The organism is Bradyrhizobium sp. 160 (assembly GCF_023073735.1).
In the GTDB taxonomy this organism is placed as follows: Bacteria; Pseudomonadota; Alphaproteobacteria; order Rhizobiales; family Xanthobacteraceae; genus Bradyrhizobium.
Genome location: NZ_JADPKD010000058.1, coordinates 1 through 18764, shown reverse-complemented (window position 1 = coordinate 18764; position 18764 = coordinate 1). Strand labels below are relative to the sequence as shown.

Genomic DNA, 18764 nt, shown 5'->3' with positions numbered 1-18764 from the left:
GGCTACCAATGTCGAAGCTCGACAGACTTGCCCTAAAAGGACAGGCGCAAACGGTGCTGGGGATCGTCGACCCTGCCGCCCTTGGACCCACTTTGATGCACGAGCACGTCATCTGCGATATCACGCCGCCGAAATTTGTCGCGGCCGGCATCGAAGACGTCGAGATCGATCTCTGCAATTGTTGGCAAATCAACTACGGGCAAAAGCGATCCGGCCTCAAAACCAAGCTCAATCAGCAAGATATTGCAGCAAACGAAATCCGCGAGATGGTTGCGGCAGGCGGACGTACAATTGTCGAGCTCACCTCGGGCGGTTTGAAACCGGATCCGCACGGACTGGCGGATATCTCCCGGGCCAGCGGAGCTCACATTGTGATGGGTTGCGGTCATTATGTTCACGACTTCCAGGACCAGCGGAATCACGCGCGAGGGGTTGAGGATTTCGCGTCTGAGATGATCTCGCAGGTTCTGGAAGGAGCGTGGGGAACTGACGTGCGCGCCGGAATCATCGGCGAGATCGGTTGTCAATTGCCGTGGACGAACCTTGAGCGGCGCGTGATGCAGGGCGCGATCCTTGCGCAGCGGGAAACCGGTGCTACGATCAATGTGCACCCTGGTCGTCATGAAGACCAGCCACAAGAGGTCGCGGAATTCTTCTTGAAGCAGGGCGCTCCCATGGATCGCATGGTGATGAGCCACATTGACCGGACGATCTTCGACGAGGATCGATTGCTGCGCCTTGCCGATACGGGCTGCGTCATCGAGTTCGACCTATTTGGCATGGAGCAGTCCTACTACAGTCACGCGGATATCGACATGCCGAACGATGCTGTACGTCTGCGCCTGATGCGGGCACTGATCAAGCGCGGGCATCTCGAACAGATCGTTATCAGTCACGACATCTGCCACCGCACGCGTCTAACGCGTTTCGGCGGGCACGGCTATCAACACATTTTCGCCAATGTGATCCCGATGATGCGTCGCCGCGGCTACAGCGAGGCGGAGATCGACACGATCATCGTCCGGACACCGAAGCGGCTTTTGACCTTCGTCTGATCTATTCTCGGGCCTCGGGCCTCGTCTCCGCAGTTCCGGAATGAGCGGTAGCATCCGAGCGCGTTCGCTGGCGCAATCGGTCGATGTAGACTAGAGCGGCCTGCGGGATCCGCAGGGGCTTCCCCTCCGGGCAAATTGTGCCGAGCGCCGGTCATAGAGACCAACCTCGTTAACTAACTCCCTTCCCCGGACCGTTGCCCTTTCATTGTTGGGCCCGTGAAAGATGAGAGCACGGGGTGTCGCAGCGGTCCGGCGTGGCGCCTCAACAGCGGTCGAAATGATCAATGAGTGGCGAAGTCCGCCATGCGCCTGCGAACCGGGAACGTAGAACGACAGCCTACGTCGGCGCGCTCAGGGCGACTGGCATGACTTGCGCCGATGGCTACCGCGTTTACGTCGTACTCCATATTCCGACTGACTAGTTTAGCGACTGGGGCCCGAAGGTGACCGAAAATGATGAAATCGGTCTCGATGGGACCGCTGTGCTGTCGGTGATCGCGCGATCAGCAATCGGGGCCGGTTTCTGCCTTGGGGATGTTATTAGAGCCTCAATATTCTCGCTTCGCCTCCCTGACGTGTCCCGGCAGACATTGATGGAAAATGCATCATCACGCTGCTTTCGACTCGCCAGCCAGCGAGGCGAACGTCTTGTCCTCCGCCGCGAGCTTCTCAAGCAGCAGTGCCGGCTCGAGATTTGGGTCGTTGGTCTCCTTGGCGTAGACGGCGAGGCGATCGGCGATGTGCTTGAGGCCGACGGTATCGGCCCAGTACATTGGCCCGCCGCGGTAGATCGGCCAGCCATAACCGTAGAGCCAGACCACGTCGACGTCGGACGGGCGGGCCGCGATGCCCTCTTCGAGGATCTTCGCGCCCTCGTTGATCATGGGGTACATCATGCGCTCGAGGATCTCGTCATCCCTGACGATTCGCTTCTTGCGGCCGAGACGCAGCAACGTCTCCTCGATCAGCTTCTCGACTTCAGGATCAGGCAGCGGCGCGCGCGAGCCGGCTTCATATTTGTAGTAGCCCTTGCCGGTCTTCTGGCCGAAGCGGCCGGCTTCGCACAGCGCGTCCGCGATCTCCGACCTGACGCCTCGATCCTTACGCGAGCGCCAGCTGACGTCGAGGCCGGCGAGGTCGCTCATCGCGAAAGGCCCCATGGGCATGCCAAATTGTGTCACAACAGCGTCGATCTGCTGCGGCAGGGCGCCTTCGAACAGGAGTTTCTCGGCCTGCTTGCTGCGCTGGGCCAGCATGCGGTTACCCACAAAACCGTGGCAGACGCCGACCACAGCCGGCACCTTCGAGATCTTGCGCGCGATGGACACGGCCGTGACGAGTGCGTCCGGCGCGGTCTTGTCCGCGCGCACGATCTCGCACAGCTTCATCACGTTCGCTGGTGAGAAGAAGTGCATGCCGAGCACGTCCTGCGGACGCTTGGTCGACTTCGCGATCTCATCGATGTTCAGAAGGGAAGTGTTGGAAGCGAGCACCGCGCCAAGCTTGGCATATTGATCGAGCTTGCCGAAAACCTCCTTCTTCACCGCCATGGTCTCGAACACGGCCTCGATGACGAGGTCGGCATCGCCGACATTCTCGATGCCAACGACACCGTTGATCAGCGCCATGCGCTTGGCGGGCGCATCGGCCGGGATGCCGCCGCGCGCGGCGGTCGCTTCCCAGTTCTTCTGCATCACGCCCATGCCGCGCTTGAGCTGCTCTTCGCCGGTCTCGATCAAAGTGACGGGAATGCCGGCATTGGCAAAGGACATCGCGATGCCGCCGCCCATGGTGCCGGCGCCGAGAATGGCGACGCGGTTCACCGGCCGCGGCTTGGTGCCTTCGGGAACGCCCGCGATCTTGTTGGCCTCGCGCTCGGCGAAGAAGGCGTAGCGCTGCGCCTTGGACTGGTCGCTGGCGACGAGCTTGAGGAAGCCCTCGCGCTCCTTCTTCAGGCCTTCGTCGAAGGGTAGGTCAATGGCGTAGCCGACGGCATCGGCCGCCGCGAACGGCGCCTCCAGGCCGCGCGACTTCTTGGTCATGGCCGCAACCGCATTGGTGAAGATCGAGCGGTCGGCCTTGGCGGCCGCGAGCTTGGAATCGTCGTCGCGCAGGCGCCGCAGCGGGCGCTTCTCCGCCAGCAGCTTGCGGACGAAGGCTTCGCCGCCGGAGGCCGGGCCTTCGACGATCTCGTCGATCAAGCCGGCCTTGAGCGCTTCAGCCGCGCCGATGGGATCCCCACCGACGATCATCTTGACCGCGAGCTCCGGCCCCACCGCGCGCGGCAGACGCTGGGTGCCGCCAGCGCCCGGCAGCAGGCCGAGCTTCACCTCGGGCAGCCCAAGCTTGGCTTCCTTGACCGCGACGCGGAAATGACAGGCGAGCGCGACCTCGAGGCCGCCTCCGAGCGCGGTGCCGTGCATCGCGGCGACGACGGGCTTAGGTGAATTCTCGATATCGGCGAGCACGTCGTTGACAGCGGGCGGCTTCCGCGGCTTGCCGAATTCGGTGATGTCGGCGCCGGCGATGAAGGTGCGGCCGGCGCAGGTCAGCACGATGCCCTTGATCGCGGGATCCGCGATCGCGGCCTTGACGCACTCCAGGATCCCGCCGCGGACCGCGGCACTCAGCGCATTGACCGGAGGGCTATTGACCGTGACGATCCCGACTTCGTCATGACGCTCAAGCTTGACCACTTCACTCACGCTGCACTCCTGGGTTAAGCATCAGAAATTTACTGGGTAGCGAACCAGTCTGTTAGCTAATTTGCTGAGTCGCCCTTCACAGCATCACCGATCGAAGCAACTTCGTCTCCCAGATCCAGCAGAATAGCGGGGTATCGATATCGATTAATGCAATGGTTCGCAGGATCACGCATAAATGCTGCGCAATCGGCTTTACGAAGCTGACTTTGATCATCAGACCATCCGTGCTGGTCGCCCCCGCTCAACGCCGCCTGCGTCCGTTCTAACAAGAGCCCCCCCTCTCTCTCTCAAGGCGGACGCGACAGCCTATCCAATTCTGGAATACTCGCCCATTATCTAACCCGCGTTGCAGGATAGTCATACTGGCACGTAGACATTCACCAGCGCTGAGCGCCAGCGATAAGGATCGCTCGGGCGAATCCGTGATTACGGATCACGCTGTTGATCACTGGAGCTAAAGGATACCCAATGGCGATAGCAGATTTTCAGCTCTTGCAAGATCGAGATACTTTTGCTTCGTTAGCATGGTAAAGGCGTCGCGCAGAACAACAATCATTCCGCAGCGCAGCTGCGGCCGCGTCCAATCGCATTGCCTGCTCCCACTGGGCGAGTAAGCTTGCCCAACTCGCGCTACTGTCGACATGGGCGCGAGTCGGCATTGTATCGTCGTGATGCGGCGAATGCTGCCGAAGACAACCCCGCCAACCGCGCGAAGCCGATAGACGCAGTCGTCACTTTCCCGAGCGCGGTGTGCCTTGTTTAGCTCCGGACGCACCACAGACAGCTCGACTGCAAGCTGATCCGCTCGAATCGCAGCGACTTCAATATTCCTCACGATCACGAGATCATTTCAGGCTAAATTGCCCCGATCTGCTTCAGCTGTGCGATTTTTTTCTCATCATAGGCAAGCTTGTTGGCCAATACCTCTTGCGTATGCTCGCCGAGCAGTGGCGGGGCACGGTATTCGGTGATCGGTGTTTCCGAGAAGGTCAATGCGTTGCGGATCAAGGACAACTCAGGTGCGAACTTGTGCTTGACGGTCACCCGCATGCCCCGCTCGGCTACGTGCGGATCGGCGAACACCTGGTCAAAATCATTGACCGGCCCGCAGGGCACGCCGGCCTTCTCAAACTTGTCCAACCAATGCGCGACGGTGTTGTTTAGTAGAAGATCGGCAAAGATCGCCATGATTTCCTTGCCGTTGGCGACTCGATCGTTGTTCTTGACGAATTTCGGGTTGGTAGCGAGTTCGGGTGCCTCAAGAGCGGCGCAGGCGCGGGCGAACTGACCGTCGTTGCCGACCACCAGCATCAGCTCACCGTCTGCGCAGCGAAACACGCCCAGAGGCAGGCTACCATTTCCCCAGGTGCCGCGCCGGGGCGGGCTCTTCCCGCTAACGAGGTAGATCTGAAGATAGTGGCTGAGTGAGGCGATCACGGTGTCGAGCAGGCAGACGTCGATGTGCTGCCCTGCTCCGTTATTGACCTTGCGGTGATAGAGGGCCGAAAGGATACCGATCGAGGTATTCATGCCGGTCATATAGTCGACGATGGACGGACCGACCTTCATAGGCCCCGCGCCTGGTTCACCATCCATATGGCCGGTGACGCTCATCAAGCCACCCATAGCCTGGAAAATCGCGTCATACCCCGCCCGCGGCGCGTAGGGACCGGTCTGGCCGAAGCCGGTCACCGAGCAGTAGACGATGCCTGGATTGATCGTCTTGATCGACTCGTAATCGAGGCCGTAGCGCTTGAGGTCTCCCACCTTGTAGTTTTCCATGAAGACGTCGACGTCCTTGGCAAGCTGACGGATGATCTCCTGCCCTTCGGGTATTGCGATGTTGACCGTAACCGATTTTTTGTTGCGGTTCGCGCAGAGGTAGAAGGAATTGTTGCCGTTCTCCCTTCCCTCAGGATCAGTCAGATAAGGCGGCCCGAAGGCGCGCGCCTCGTCGCCGGCACCGGGCCGTTCAATCTTGATCACCTCGGCACCGAGATCGCCCAGCATCTGGCCCGACAAAGGCCCGGCCAGCACGCGCGTAAGATCAAGGATCTTGATGCCAGAAAGCGGCATGATCGACATTGAGTTTTCTCCTATCGACTATTCTCAAGGGTGAACACGCCCGCGTACTTGGCGCTCGCGACAGCAAACGTTTTCGAGTTCGATAGCCGCATCGCTCTGACTGCGCGGTTCGCGGAGGGGCTCTTCCGTGAAGGTTGGTTATACATGAGCATATTGCAGTGGGTTAGGCGCTCTTGCTCGCACGATTGCGCAATACCACGGGTGCATCCACTGCGACACCATGTTCGGCAGTGAGTAGAAATGGATTGACGTCGGTCGAGCCGATACGGCCACGAGCATCGGCGATCACATTGGAGAGTCCAGCCAGCACCTTGATCACCGATCGTTCGGTCGGGCGCCCGGACTGCCTGTAGGCTTGCGCCTGCGTGGACACTGGATTCACGTGAAGCATTATTCAGTCCTAGCTCTGCCTAAAGAACAGAAGACACACCAAGCTCAGCAGCAAGAAGCTGGCAATCATTCTCACGAGAAACAGATCTTGCCTGTCACCAGCCGCCGCCATTAGAGCAAGAGCTGCATCAACAACCCAACTTCAACAACTCGAGCGGCCGCCAGAGTGATCGGCGGCAATCTGGGCTACTCGACCTGCTGCCTCTAAGCGGCACGAGAGTCCAGCTCCATTGCGCTCTTGCATCCTCGTATACTTAGCCACCTCGTTGAGCCGAAGTTCTTCAATGTAGAGGATTGAATAGCCGGAATTCTTCACACGGTCGAACGACCGTGAAGGTTTTTTCCGTGAGTGGAGACTACCGGGCTAGCGGCGCTGCCTGAAACGTCGATGGCGCGCTTACCACCGGTTCTCGCCGCCAGTGAATGGGCCGCAGCATCGGACTATCTCGCGCGCTGGCCAAACAACTTTCGTTGCGGGTTTCAACGAAGCCAGAAGAGCAGTGGATTCGCGGTCTGACTCTCGTTCGAGCGGCATTGGCCCGCAACGACCGCATGGATGGACCGCAGCCCGCAGCGGACGATCGTGCACCGCTCGCCGTCGTGAATTCTGCGAAGCATCTTCGCAAACTACTTTATATTCCTTCGATCAACGCATTATTTCTCAAACGGACACCGTTTTTTTGGAGAAATTCTGCCCGAACCGGCGCTAAGCTGCTTCTATGAAATCGCAAGCTGAACCATCTCTCGACATCCTGCTCCTCAAACGAGGGGTGCAGCCTTTACGTCCCAATCCGACGCCGCTCGCCGACTCCCTGACGAATCCGGCTACGTTCAAATTGCCCGTCATCTCCGAGATGGCCTGGGTTGAATGTCGTACCGGGCTACGCGTCTCTTGAGAGGCGTGTGTGTGGCATCGAAGACGGCAAGTTCTGACATGACGAGCTAAAGCATCCTGCGCCCGCGGTTGACATTGCCGCGATCGAGAGCGTCCGAAAGAAAGAAGAAGACAAATGCGTGAAGCCGTAATCGTATCCTACGCGCGCACCGGGTTGGCGAAGTCAGGTCGTGGCGGGTTCAATATCACCGCGCCGGTGAGCCTTGCGGCCCACGCGATCAAGCATGCCGTCGAGCGCGCCGGTGTCGAGAAGGATTATGTCGAGGACTGTTATCTCGGCAATTCCGCCCACGGTGCGCGGAACATCGGCCGCCAGGCCGCCCTGCTCTCGGGCCTGCCAAAGACGACCGGCGGGGTATCCGTGAACCGCTTCTGCTCCTCCGGCTTGCAGGCCATCGCGATGGCCGCCAACTCGATCCGTTCGGACGGTGCCGATTGCATCGTTGCCGGGGGGGTCGAGAGCATTTCTATTCCCGGCGGTCCTCTGCCCCAGGAAGTAGTCGATCCAGAGCTCCTGAAGGTCGCCCCCGACATATTCATGGCGATGATCGACACCGCCGACATCGTCGCCGAGCGCTACAAGCTCAGCCGCGAATACCAGGACGAGTTCTCGCTGGAATCGCAGCGCCGCATGGCCGCGGCGCAACAGGCGAACAAGTTCAAGGACGAGATCGTCCCGATGAAGACCAGGATGAAGGTCGTCGACAAGCAGACCAAGGCGGAATCGATCGTCGATTACGTCGTCGATCGCGACGAATGCAATCGCCCCGACACCACGATGGAAGGTCTGGCAAAGCTCGAGCCGGTGAAGGGCCCGGGCAAGTTCGTCACCGCCGGCAATGCCAGCCAGCTCTCCGACGGCGCCGCCGCGGTGGTGCTGATGGAAGCCAAGGACGCCGAGAAGCGCGGCCTCAAGCCGCTCGGCCGTTTCGTCGCCTGGGCCACCGCCGGCTGCGAGCCGGACGAGATGGGCATCGGCCCGGTGTTCGCGATCCCGAAGCTCTTGAAGCGGACCGGCCTCAAGATCGACGATATCGATCTGTGGGAGCTCAACGAGGCCTTCGCCAGCCAGTGCCTGTATTGTCGCGACAAGCTCGGTATCGACCCCGCCAAGTACAACGTCAACGGCGGCTCGATCGCGATCGGCCATCCCTTCGGCATGACCGGCGCCCGTCTCACCGGCCACCTGCTGCAGGAAGGCGCCCGCCGCAAGGCCAAGTGGGGCGTCGTGACCATGTGCATCGGCGGCGGTCAGGGCGGCGCCGGACTGTTCGAGATCTATAGCTGAGGGGAACCTCCACCATTGTGTGGTTATGGGCGAACGGCCTTCAGCGAGCTCCAGCCTGTTTACGTCGTACTCCACACTCCCCTGAGTAGTGGCTATGGTTCGCAGGTGACCGAAAAGGATGAAATCGGTCTCAGTTGCGATCGGTGTGCTCTCGGGGCTCGTGCAACAAGGCAATTTGGGGCGCGCGAGTTTTGCCTTGGGGATGTAGCCAAAGCATCAATATTCTCGCTTGGTCGCCTTGGTGTGTCCAGCTAAGTCATTGATGACAAATGCTTGATCACGCTTTCGACGCTGCCACGAGCGAGGCAAACTCTTGCCTTCGTCGGCGAGCTTCTTCAGCAGCTGTGCCGGCTCGAGGTTCGGCTCGTCGGTCTCCTTCGCGTGGAAGGCCAAGCGATCGGCGATGTGCTTGAGGCCGACGCTGTCGGCCCAGTACATCGGGCCGCCGCGGTAGATCGGCCAGCCATAGCCGTAGAGCCAGACCACGTCGATGTCGGAGGGACGCGCCGCGATGCCCTCTTCGAGGATCTTCGCGCCCTCGTTGATCATGGGGTACATCATGCGCTCGAGGATCTCGTCATCCCTGACGATTCGCTTCTTGCGGCCGAGACGCAGCAACGTCTCCTCGATCAGCTTCTCGACTTCAGGATCAGGCAGCGGCGCGCGCGAGCCGGCTTCATATTTGTAGTAGCCCTTGCCGGTCTTCTGGCCGAAGCGGCCGGCTTCGCACAGCGCGTCCGCGATCTCCGACCTGACGCCTCGATCCTTACGCGAGCGCCAGCTGACGTCGAGGCCGGCGAGGTCGCTCATCGCGAAAGGCCCCATGGGCATGCCAAATTGTGTCACAACAGCGTCGATCTGCTGCGGCAGGGCGCCTTCGAACAGGAGTTTCTCGGCCTGCTTGCTGCGCTGGGCCAGCATGCGGTTACCCACAAAACCGTGGCAGACGCCGACCACAGCCGGCACCTTCGAGATCTTGCGCGCGATGGACACGGCCGTGACGAGTGCGTCCGGCGCGGTCTTGTCCGCGCGCACGATCTCGCACAGCTTCATCACGTTCGCTGGTGAGAAGAAGTGCATGCCGAGCACGTCCTGCGGACGCTTGGTCGACTTCGCGATCTCATCGATGTTCAGAAGGGAAGTGTTGGAAGCGAGCACCGCGCCAAGCTTGGCATATTGATCGAGCTTGCCGAAAACCTCCTTCTTCACCGCCATGGTCTCGAACACGGCCTCGATGACGAGGTCGGCATCGCCGACATTCTCGATGCCAACGACACCGTTGATCAGCGCCATGCGCTTGGCGGGCGCATCGGCCGGGATGCCGCCGCGCGCGGCGGTCGCTTCCCAGTTCTTCTGCATCACGCCCATGCCGCGCTTGAGCTGCTCTTCGCCGGTCTCGATCAAAGTGACGGGAATGCCGGCATTGGCAAAGGACATCGCGATGCCGCCGCCCATGGTGCCGGCGCCGAGAATGGCGACGCGGTTCACCGGCCGCGGCTTGGTGCCTTCGGGAACGCCCGCGATCTTGTTGGCCTCGCGCTCGGCGAAGAAGGCGTAGCGCTGCGCCTTGGACTGGTCGCTGGCGACGAGCTTGAGGAAGCCCTCGCGCTCCTTCTTCAGGCCTTCGTCGAAGGGTAGGTCAATGGCGTAGCCGACGGCATCGGCCGCCGCGAACGGCGCCTCCAGGCCGCGCGACTTCTTGGTCATGGCCGCAACCGCATTGGTGAAGATCGAGCGGTCGGCCTTGGCGGCCGCGAGCTTGGAATCGTCGTCGCGCAGGCGCCGCAGCGGGCGCTTCTCCGCCAGCAGCTTGCGGACGAAGGCTTCGCCGCCGGAGGCCGGGCCTTCGACGATCTCGTCGATCAAGCCGGCCTTGAGCGCTTCTGAAGCTCCAATGGGATCCCCACCGACGATCATCTTGACCGCGAGCTCCGGCCCCACCGCGCGCGGCAGGCGCTGGGTGCCGCCGCTACCGGGCAGCAAACCAAGCTTAACTTCCGGCAGGCCAAGCTTGGCGTCCTTGGTCGCGACGCGGAAATGACAGGCCAACGCAACTTTGAGACCACCGCCGAGCGCGGGGCCGTGAATGGCGGCAAAGATCGGCTTCGGCGAGTTCTCGATCTCGGAGAGCACGTCGCTGGCTCCGGGTGGCTTCCGCGGCTTGCCGAACTCCGTGATGTCGGCGCTAGCAATGAAGGTGCGGCCGGCGCAGGTCAGAACGATGGCCTTGACCGCGGGATCGGCGACCGCTTCCTTGATGCATTCCAGAATACCGCCGCGCTGAGCGCATTGACCGGAGGACTGTTGACCATGAGCACACCGATCTCGTCATGACGCTCGAGCTTAACCACCTCACTCACGCTGCACTCCTTTGTTGAACATCAAAATCAGCCGAGTAGCTGACCAGTCTTTCTGGCAAAGAAACCTCGGTTGCGACGCTCCGGATCCACCGCAATGGTGCTTTTGCTCGATCGTCTTTGACAGCAACACCAATTGACGCAAATTCAGTTCGGAGATCCAGTAGAATAACAGAATATCAATATCGATTCATGCAATGGCTCCAAGGTTCACGCATAAAATCTACGGCACCCGGCTTTATTGAGCCGACCTAATCATCAGACCGTCAATTCTGTCCATACTGGTCAACCACTCAACTCGGGCTGCATCCGTTCTGACAAAAGCTGCTCGTAGCTCTCTCGCGCACAGCGCACCGCGGGTGTCGTTGACTGTCGAAAACCGCGCAAAAATGACGACAACGTATGACGGCAGTAGAGCGAAGGCGTCCGCACGCGCGCTTTCCAATTGCGCCGTAGCGGGCGGACGCCTTCGCGGCGACGACCAGCGTCTAAGTTGAGGAATAAAGACGCGGGGCACGTCTTCGGGCGCCCTCAGGCTCCTTTCGACGTACCCCGCTTTGCGCCTGCCTTATGGTAGAGCTGCGGGTAATCAGCGCCGCAGAAACAAAGCCGGCGTAACACCGATCTCAACTGGCAAGTGGGGCTCGATGACACGCCCCACGGACGGTGCGCAGCCTGCACTATCGCACTGTCAGCGCATTCCGTCGACCTTTTCCACCAACCTCCGGCGGCGCTCCGAAAGGACCGCCGCGGATGCTCACGGGCCGCTTCTTTCTGTGCGGCCGCTGCCGTTCGCAGGTAACGATCTGCCGCAACTGCGACAGGAACAACGCTATTGCGGCCATGACTGCGCCCGTGCTGCCCGCCGCGAGAGCCTGCGCGAGGCGGGACCGCGTTATCAGCGCAGCCGCCGCGGACGCCTGGCGCATGCGACCCGGGCCCGACGATACCGGGCGCGGCACAATAACGTGACGCATCACTCTCCACCCGCATGCCATGTCGGTTCACTACTGCGCCGGCCTGCGGACGATGTCGTTGTTGCACCTACTGACGTCGGCGAGCGAGCGACGACATCGATCATGCCCATGCCGAGCTGTCGGTTCTGCCGCTGTCGGTTGTCGCTGTTCCTTCGTACCGGCTTCGTGCGTCGCCGGGGGCCTCGTCATGCTCACCCCTATGGAGGCCGAGACCCGACCGATGACCGTTACCCCTGAATTGGAAGCGCAGATTCTGCGTCTGTATCACGTCGAGAAATGGCGCTGCGGCACCATTGCGAAGCAGTTGCACGTTCATCACACGACCGTGCATCGCGTCCTGACCCAGGCCGGACTGCCCAGGAATAGGCCGATATTGCGCCCCACGAAGATCGAGCCCTATCTGCCGATCGTCCTGAAGACGCTGGAGCAGTTCCCCGCACTCACGGCCAGCCGCCTGTATGCGATGATGCGTGAGCGCGGCTACCGCGGGTCGCCCAGCTACTTCCGGCACCTGATCGCTCTGCACCGTCCACGCAAGCCAGCCGAGGCGTTCCTGCGGCTCCGCACGTTGCCGTCTGAACAAGGGCAGGTGGATTGGGGGCACTTCGGTCACATCGAGATCGGTCGCGCCCGCCGTCCGCTGATGGCGTTCGTCATGGTGCTGTCGTACTCGCGCGACATCTACCTGCGCTTCTTCCTCGATGCGCGCGTGGAAAACTTCCTGCGCGGCCACATCGGCGCGTTCAACACATGGTGTGGGCTGCCCAGGGTCCTGCTCTACGACAATCTTAAGAGCGCGGTGCTCGAGCGCCAGGGCGATGCGATCCGATTCCATCGCACGCTGCTTGCCTTCGCCGGCCATTATCGGTTCGAGCCGCGTCCTGTCGCGGTTGCCCGGGGCAACGAAAAAGGCCGTGTCGAGCGCGCTACATATCCGGGAGGCATTCTTCATCGCCCGCAAGTTCACCGATCTCGACGACCTGAATGCCCAGGCCGAACAATGGTGCCGATCCGAAGCGGCGGACCGACCATGTCCGGAGGATCGCGAGATGACAGTAGGCGTTCGCAAAGGAGCAACCACTGCTTCTACCGCTGCCCGCCAACCCGTATCCCGTTGAGGAGCAGGTCGCCGTAAAGGTCGGCAAAACGCCCTATGTGCGGTTCGACCTGAACGACTACACGGTTCCCCATCCCCATGTTCGGCGCATGCTGAGCGTGCGGGCCGATCTCAGCCAGGTCCGGATCTTCGACGGCGCGCAGATGATCGCCAGTCACCGTCGCAGCTATGATCGTGGCCAAGAGATCGAAGACCGACGACACCTGAAGGATCTCGTTGACATCGAGCGTGAGGCGCGCCAGCATCGCGGCCTCAACAGCCTCACCCGAGCCGTGCCGGTCTGTCAGACCCTGATGATCAGGGCCGCCGAACGTGGCGCCAACATCGGTGCGCTCACGACCGCGCTGCTGCGGCTGCTTGATCGCTACGGCGCAACGGAATTGCAGGCTGCGGTCGAGGACGCTTTGCGTGCGGGCTCCGTCCATGCGGCGACGGTCCGCGCCGCACTCGAACGTCGGCGCCTGGAGCGTGGTGAACCGCCCCCTGTCGAAACCAGCCTGCCCAAACATGTGCGGCGCAAGGATACAACGGTCCGGCCGCACCGCCTCGACAGCTACGACCAACTGGCACCTTCTGGAGATAACGACGATGAGCACTGATGATGCCCTGCTGAACCATGCCAAGGCGCTGCGCCTCAACGGCCTGGTCGAACATTGGGACGAAATCGCCGGCGCCTCATGGCTGGCCCCCATGCTGCAATGGGAGGAGGAGGAACGTGCCCGGCGCTCGCTGCAGCGACGCCTGCGCGACGCCAGGATCGGCCACTTCAAACCGATGGCCGATTACGACTGGCTCTGGCCCAGGCGCCTCGACCGCGCCGCAGTGGAGCAATTGATGTCGCTGTCCTTCATGAACGACGCAACCAACATCGTCTTCGTCGGACCAAACGGCGTCGGAAAGTCGACCCTCGCGCAGAATATCGCCTACCAGGCGCTCATCGCCGGTCACTCGGTCTTGTTCCGATCGGCCAGCGAAATGCTCGGCGAGCTTGCCGCCCTCGACAGCGATACTGCTTTGCGCCCGTCCGGCGTCATTCGACGATCGGATACCTCAGCCCTGTTGAGTTCGAGCGCAAGGTCGGATTAGCTTAACCTAGTGTCCATCAAACCGGCGGCAGCTTAGCCCCCAAAGGCGCTGGTGAAGGAGGTCCGCGAACGATCGACCGCTTACGCGTGCCAACCGGGTAAGGACGTCTGTGTTCGGGGTCTTGTGAGACGAGTATTCTTCTGATTGACGCTCCACGAACGCGAAATTAAATGTGTGTTCGCGACAAGAGTATCGAATAGAATGAAAGCGAGGCTTTCTTCATACAAGCGCTCTTCGTTTAGCGAAGGTTTTTAGTTTAAGTCCAAAAAGCTCGCGAAAAGCCGAAATTTTTGGAAGAAACGTTATCGTGAAAGTGAAGGGACGATAGGATGATGGAACGTAGCCATTCTGATGAAAGCGCCGCCACGATAAGAGAGCTTCGTAGCCTATCAAATGTGGCGATCGCATCGCGTGAAATACAAGATATTCTCGCAATTATGCATGAAGACATTAAGGTCATCACGAGTTATGGAAAAGTTCATGATGGGGTAGGAGATGCAGGTCAAGCTTTCGCGAAGGCTTTCGCTGATCCAGATTTTGTGACTTACGTCAAGCAGCCTCTTTCTATAGACGTGCAAGGCTTGGAAGCTGCTGAAGTAGGCAATTGGAGCGGGGAGTGGAAGAAAGAAAAGATTGGGGGCACTTATCTGGCGCGTTGGAGTCGCGGAGCTAAAGGATGGCTTGTTGTCGCGGAACTTTTTATACCATTGGCTCGCACAAGCTTAGGTTTATCCTGACTAAGAACAACTAGTTGTCCTGAGTCACAAGTTCGCAATCATAGATTCGCATTAGAGTCGCGTCGCCGTGCCGAGAATGGAGGCAAACAGCGACGGGGTCTGCAGTGGCGGTCTATCGCAACCTGCTACCTTGATTCTGAGCGGTGAGAGCGTACCGAACTGACCCGGCTGACGATGCGGCGGAAGACGGCACAGGCGCTGGCTCTGAGAGCCCAGATCCTGCTGGCCTGCGGAAAAGGCGGTCAGAACCAAGAAGTGATGCCCTCCAGCATGTAGCCAAGCTGAGCAGCTGAGCTGGGGTGATTGTCACTACGCCATCAGCGGACGAGGGCCACAGGAATCGGCCGCGCTTCCAGCCGCTCGCATAAAGCGACCTACCCAGTTCATCATGCAAAAGGATCTTGATCAGCAAACTCGATCTCGATTGACCCGCCACTGCTGGCGCTGGACAGGGCGATCGGCCCAGATTCCGTGACCACCATCAATGAGGGTGAAACGCCATACCGCCACGCTGTAGCCGCGACTTGGGCGCGGCGCCTGTAAGCTTTCCAGGGCGATCTTGAGCTTCTCATCCTCGGACCAGCGCCGCCGCCGGCCCACGTCCACCACTTCACGCCGTTCGACTCGGGCACTGCGCCTATAACCTGTCCATAGTCAAATAGCCAACCATGTATTGCGAAATGGGCCTGCGGCGTCAGCTGCTCGATAGGCCGGCCATTCTTATCCACTCTCTTTATGACTTTGACAGCCTTCAGGTCGGACTATTAGTTGAAGCTAAGCCATCTAAGGAGATGCTTGGACTGGCAAGGGATTATGCTACGGAAACAGCCCTCGTGTCTCCTTTGCACCACGTACGCGCTCCACACCTATCGCCATGGCCGCGGTGCGGTTGAACACCTTGTCTTGCTTGCTTCTCGCCAGGACGCGCTCGAAGGCACGATCCAGGACTTGATACTCCCGCCGCATGACTTCGTCCTCTTCCCAGAACAATCGCTGGAGATCCTGCACCCATTCGAAGTAGCTCACCACCACTCCTCCCGAGTTGCACAAGATGTCGGGAATGAGGAAGAGCTCGCCTTGACGTTGTTCCAAGACCAGATCGGCTTCGGGAGTGGTGGGGCCATTGGCTCCCTCGGCGAGTATCCGGCACCGCAGATCAGCGGCAAGTTTCGCATCGATGACTCGTTCTAGTGCAGCTGGAACGAGTATATCACAAGGGATGGTCAGCATCTCTGCAGGGTCAAATCCGAGTTCGTTGGAATACCCCGCTAAGCTTCCTCGTAGGGAGGCGTGTCTGACCAGCTGTGGAATGTCGAGCCCTGAAGATCGATAGAGTGCGCCTGTGTGGTCGCTGACTGCAATCACTTTGACACCCATATTGTGCAACTCGAGTGCAGCAATCGAACCGACGTTGCCAAACCCTTGCACGACAGCCGTCGCGCCACCCAGATGTACCTTGATCTCGTCTGCGGCTTTGCGGACCAAATGGGCGACGCCCCTTCCGGTGGCCTCCCGACGCCCTAACGTTCCGCCGGCGCTGACGGGTTTTCCGGTCACGATCTCGGTGACCGTCTGCCCCTGATACATCGAGTATGTGTCCATGAACCACGCCATGATCTGCTCGTTTGTACCCATGTCCGGCGCCATGACGTCAGTGTGAGGGCCGACAAAGGGGATCATTTCCTGCATGTAACGACGCGACAGCGCTTCAAGTTCGCGCCTCGACAAGGTCGAGGGATCGACAGTAATGCCGCCTTTGGCGCCGCCGTAAGGAAGTCCCACCAAGGCACATTTCCAGCTCATCCACACGGCGAGCGCCGCCACCTCGCCGAGGTCAACGCTCGGCGCGAACCTGGTCCCGCCTTTTGTCGGGCCGAGTGTGAGATGGTGCTGCACACGATAGCCCTCGAAAACGGCGGTGGTGCCATCATCACGATGGATCGGACAGGAGACAGTGACCGCGCGTTTCGGCATTAGCAGCCGCGCCCTAGCGTCTTCGGGTATGGACAGATATTCCGCGATCACCTCGAATTGCTTGGCGGCCATTTCGAAGACAGGTCCACTGTAGGCGGTCACGATAGCTCCTTACTTGGTTGTGAATCAGCAGGTGTTTGGCGCCACACCTTGATTGAGTGCGGGCTCGACGGGGTTTCCGGACGGTCCTTCATGAAGCAGGATTAACGATGCGTTCCGTTGCTTGTCGCAAACCACAATGCCGAGAAGCTTGCCGTCGCACCGAGGGATCTTCCGAATACCCGGTTCACTGTCGCTGCAGACGCCAGCGCTTTGTGCCTCAAGCTCCGGCATGGTCACTATTTGCGTGATGCATCCTTGCCGCGGGAGATTCCAGAGGCGATGCCTTGATCTCGCATCCGGCTGTACTCATCCGTAACATGAGACAGTTGATGAGTGTCGAAATGGCTCTGAAGTGAGGTTCGGAAGCCTTGAATGTCCGCAACTCGCTTCAACGAACGCTTAAGTAGCCTGGCCGCGAAAGGGTATGCGGCGGCAGCTTTCTCGGCGAGCTCGGTTGTCTCCGCCTCTAGCCGCTCTCGATCGACGAGACGGTTGATCATGCCAATGCGATAAGCCTCTTCGGCAGACAGGCGCCGCCCCGTTAACAAGAACTCATGCGCCATGCGCAACCCCATGACCCAGGGGTGGACCAGGACTTCGACCGCCGCCGTGGCGAGACTCTGACACACCGGATCGGCGAAAAAGGCGTCGTTAGAAGCCACAACCATGTCGCACATGTTGGCGACCATGAAGCCGCTAGCAACACAAGCCCCTTGAACCGAGGCGATTGTTGGTTTGGGACAATCCCAAATCCGAAGCGCATAGTCGAAGTAACGCCTTTCCTCATAGGCGTAGCGTTGCTCAACCGTGAAAGCTGCGCGCGTTGCCTGCGCCTCCTTCAGATCATGACCGGCGGAAAAGTGATCACCTTTGCCCGCGAAGACGATCGCCCTGATCGCATCGTCCCGGACCGCGTCCGTCAGCGCCGAATCCATCTCATCGAGGAGCTGGCAGCTCTCCGCATTCCGAACCTGCGGCCGGTTGTGAAAAATCCAAGAAATATTGCCACGTCGTTCAACTGCAACGGTCTCGAAGTTCATACTAGTTCACCCGTGTCGGTTCACGAAAACGATTCACTTAAGCTCGGACGGACGAGCGCGCCTCCACCGCCCCCTGCGAGGCGCACGCATCGAGCGTAGGGTCAGCTTGGGTGCGTCAAGATCTGAGATTCTCGATGAGTTCACCGACAGAACTCAAGAAAAGCTCAAAGACTGATGAGATGAAATCAATGTCCGCTCGATGGTGACGCGTGTAGTGCCGTCGGGGAAGACGCGCAGGGCGCGGGCGAAAGCCTCCCGTGAACGCAGACCGATGGAGTTGTGGCCTTCAGAAGCTGCGCGTTGCGGCATGATTTCTCCAGCGTTCAAGTCGGTTGTGTATCGCTCGGCATGCCTTGGTCTACCGCAGTCGGCGTATCCGCCGATATCTGATGGCTTCCGAGAAGCGCATGTCGTCAATCGACGAACATTCCTTTGGGTCGGATTAGCTCGGCCAGACAAATGCTGGCGTAAGGTCGATGGTCTCAGAGTCCATGCAAGCGCTCCTTGCTCAACAGGTCATGCCCGAGTCGTCGCTGAGTGAACCAGTGGTCGGGAAGTGTTATTGCCGAGTGTAACCGCAATCCGATCTAGAATGATGCAACCAGACGGGGCTTGGCGCTTGAAATCTGCGAGAAAACCGCATTTCTTAAAGATTTTAGCTATGAGGATCGCTCGCCGTCCGATGCCCTTCCCAATTGGACTCTAGGTGCAGAGGCAAACCCGCAAACCGGCTGCTCAATTGAGCGCTTCGCATTGGAGAGCGCTGGCTTCCTGCTGTGGTGATACTGGGCTGTCATGATCATCGCTCCTTCTCGAGCGACTAGCGGACCGCTTTCCCCTTCGACTTTGCATCGGGGTGACCTGCCACTGAACTTTCATCCGGCAGCGGTTAGAGTCTCGGGGGTTTGTACGCCGAGTGGCGCAAGTGGAGCAACGGGCGATCGGCGGAGCTGGTC

General features: G+C 60.0%; 15 protein-coding genes and 1 pseudogene. 7 read left to right on the top strand and 9 right to left on the bottom strand.

What is annotated here, in order from left to right; genetic code table 11:
- The first annotated feature begins 8 nt into the window (after positions 1–8).
- Positions 9–1055 (top strand): phosphotriesterase family protein, encoded by a 1047-nt coding sequence (locus tag IVA98_RS24895; protein WP_247355690.1) that lies wholly within the window; start codon positions 9–11, stop codon positions 1053–1055.
- Between the two features lie 608 nt (positions 1056–1663).
- Here IVA98_RS24895 and IVA98_RS24890 read toward each other — a convergent pair.
- The 4 genes from IVA98_RS24890 to IVA98_RS24875 form a co-directional block, all read right to left on the bottom strand.
- Positions 1664–3760: a 3-hydroxyacyl-CoA dehydrogenase NAD-binding domain-containing protein gene (locus IVA98_RS24890; RefSeq protein ID WP_247355689.1), complete on the bottom strand. Its 2097-nt coding sequence runs from the start codon at positions 3758–3760 to the stop codon at positions 1664–1666.
- Between the two features lie 76 nt (positions 3761–3836).
- On the bottom strand, positions 3837–3974 hold the full coding sequence (locus IVA98_RS24885; protein WP_247355688.1) for a hypothetical protein: 138 nt from the start codon (positions 3972–3974) through the stop codon (positions 3837–3839).
- Between the two features lie 641 nt (positions 3975–4615).
- Positions 4616–5845 carry a CaiB/BaiF CoA transferase family protein gene (locus IVA98_RS24880; protein WP_247355687.1) on the bottom strand — a complete coding sequence of 410 codons (1230 nt, stop codon included), beginning with the start codon at positions 5843–5845 and terminating at the stop codon, positions 4616–4618.
- 163 nt (positions 5846–6008) lie between these two features.
- A complete protein-coding gene (locus IVA98_RS24875; RefSeq protein WP_247355686.1) occupies positions 6009–6236 on the bottom strand; it encodes a hypothetical protein in 228 nt (75 codons plus the stop codon).
- Positions 6237–7245: 1009 nt separating this feature from the next.
- On the opposite strand from IVA98_RS24875, the gene IVA98_RS24870 reads away from it, so the two are divergent.
- Positions 7246–8418 (top strand): thiolase family protein, encoded by a 1173-nt coding sequence (locus IVA98_RS24870; RefSeq protein WP_247355685.1) that lies wholly within the window; start codon positions 7246–7248, stop codon positions 8416–8418.
- A gap of 277 nt (positions 8419–8695) precedes the next feature.
- Here the strand turns inward: IVA98_RS24870 and IVA98_RS24865 are convergent.
- Positions 8696–10778, bottom strand: a pseudogene (locus IVA98_RS24865) (3-hydroxyacyl-CoA dehydrogenase NAD-binding domain-containing protein).
- Between the two features lie 1194 nt (positions 10779–11972).
- On the opposite strand from IVA98_RS24865, the gene istA reads away from it, so the two are divergent.
- From istA to IVA98_RS24845, 4 genes are all read left to right on the top strand, one after another.
- On the top strand, positions 11973–12887 hold the full coding sequence (gene istA / locus IVA98_RS24860; RefSeq protein ID WP_247355684.1) for an IS21 family transposase: 915 nt from the start codon (positions 11973–11975) through the stop codon (positions 12885–12887).
- Entirely contained in the window at positions 12833–13468 is a 636-nt protein-coding gene (locus tag IVA98_RS24855; protein WP_524536409.1) for a Mu transposase domain-containing protein, read from the top strand. Before istA ends, IVA98_RS24855 begins: the two co-directional genes overlap by 55 nt.
- A complete protein-coding gene (locus tag IVA98_RS24850; RefSeq protein ID WP_247355682.1) occupies positions 13458–13955 on the top strand; it encodes an ATP-binding protein in 498 nt (165 codons plus the stop codon). Before IVA98_RS24855 ends, IVA98_RS24850 begins: the two co-directional genes overlap by 11 nt.
- Positions 13956–14284: 329 nt before the next feature.
- A complete protein-coding gene (locus tag IVA98_RS24845; protein ID WP_247355681.1) occupies positions 14285–14692 on the top strand; it encodes a DUF4440 domain-containing protein in 408 nt (135 codons plus the stop codon).
- A gap of 112 nt (positions 14693–14804) precedes the next feature.
- Here IVA98_RS24845 and tnpB read toward each other — a convergent pair whose 3' ends face one another.
- From tnpB to IVA98_RS24830, 4 genes are all read right to left on the bottom strand, one after another.
- A complete protein-coding gene (tnpB, locus tag IVA98_RS37720; protein ID WP_524536408.1) occupies positions 14805–15128 on the bottom strand; it encodes an IS66 family insertion sequence element accessory protein TnpB in 324 nt (107 codons plus the stop codon).
- A gap of 380 nt (positions 15129–15508) precedes the next feature.
- Positions 15509–16768: a Glu/Leu/Phe/Val family dehydrogenase gene (locus tag IVA98_RS24840; protein WP_247355680.1), complete on the bottom strand. Its 1260-nt coding sequence runs from the start codon at positions 16766–16768 to the stop codon at positions 15509–15511.
- Between the two features lie 236 nt (positions 16769–17004).
- Positions 17005–17808 carry an enoyl-CoA hydratase gene (locus IVA98_RS24835; protein ID WP_247355679.1) on the bottom strand — a complete coding sequence of 268 codons (804 nt, stop codon included), beginning with the start codon at positions 17806–17808 and terminating at the stop codon, positions 17005–17007.
- Positions 17809–17961: 153 nt separating this feature from the next.
- The gene (locus IVA98_RS24830; RefSeq protein ID WP_247355678.1) at positions 17962–18117 is read right to left on the bottom strand and encodes a hypothetical protein; all 156 of its coding nucleotides are present in this window, start codon (positions 18115–18117) and stop codon (positions 17962–17964) included.
- 303 nt (positions 18118–18420) lie between these two features.
- Between IVA98_RS24830 and IVA98_RS24825 the strand changes: the two genes are divergently transcribed.
- Positions 18421–18591, top strand: a complete 171-nt coding sequence (locus tag IVA98_RS24825) for a hypothetical protein (RefSeq protein ID WP_247355677.1) — start codon at positions 18421–18423, stop codon at positions 18589–18591.
- The last annotated feature ends 173 nt before the right edge of the window (positions 18592–18764 follow it).

What these genes read in the sequence shown, in the direction of transcription:
- IVA98_RS24895 (WP_247355690.1), top strand. Translation starts at nt 9, where the DNA reads ATGTCGAAGCTCGACAGACTTGCCCTAAAAGGACAGGCGCAAACGGTG.
- IVA98_RS24885 (WP_247355688.1), bottom strand. Translation starts at nt 3,974, where the DNA reads ATGATCAAAGTCAGCTTCGTAAAGCCGATTGCGCAGCATTTATGCGTG.
- IVA98_RS24880 (WP_247355687.1), bottom strand. Translation starts at nt 5,845, where the DNA reads ATGTCGATCATGCCGCTTTCTGGCATCAAGATCCTTGATCTTACGCGC.
- IVA98_RS24875 (WP_247355686.1), bottom strand. Translation starts at nt 6,236, where the DNA reads ATGCTTCACGTGAATCCAGTGTCCACGCAGGCGCAAGCCTACAGGCAG.
- IVA98_RS24870 (WP_247355685.1), top strand. Translation starts at nt 7,246, where the DNA reads ATGCGTGAAGCCGTAATCGTATCCTACGCGCGCACCGGGTTGGCGAAG.
- istA (WP_247355684.1), top strand. Translation starts at nt 11,973, where the DNA reads ATGACCGTTACCCCTGAATTGGAAGCGCAGATTCTGCGTCTGTATCAC.
- IVA98_RS24850 (WP_247355682.1), top strand. Translation starts at nt 13,458, where the DNA reads ATGAGCACTGATGATGCCCTGCTGAACCATGCCAAGGCGCTGCGCCTC.
- IVA98_RS24845 (WP_247355681.1), top strand. Translation starts at nt 14,285, where the DNA reads ATGATGGAACGTAGCCATTCTGATGAAAGCGCCGCCACGATAAGAGAG.
- IVA98_RS24835 (WP_247355679.1), bottom strand. Translation starts at nt 17,808, where the DNA reads ATGAACTTCGAGACCGTTGCAGTTGAACGACGTGGCAATATTTCTTGG.
- IVA98_RS24830 (WP_247355678.1), bottom strand. Translation starts at nt 18,117, where the DNA reads ATGCCGCAACGCGCAGCTTCTGAAGGCCACAACTCCATCGGTCTGCGT.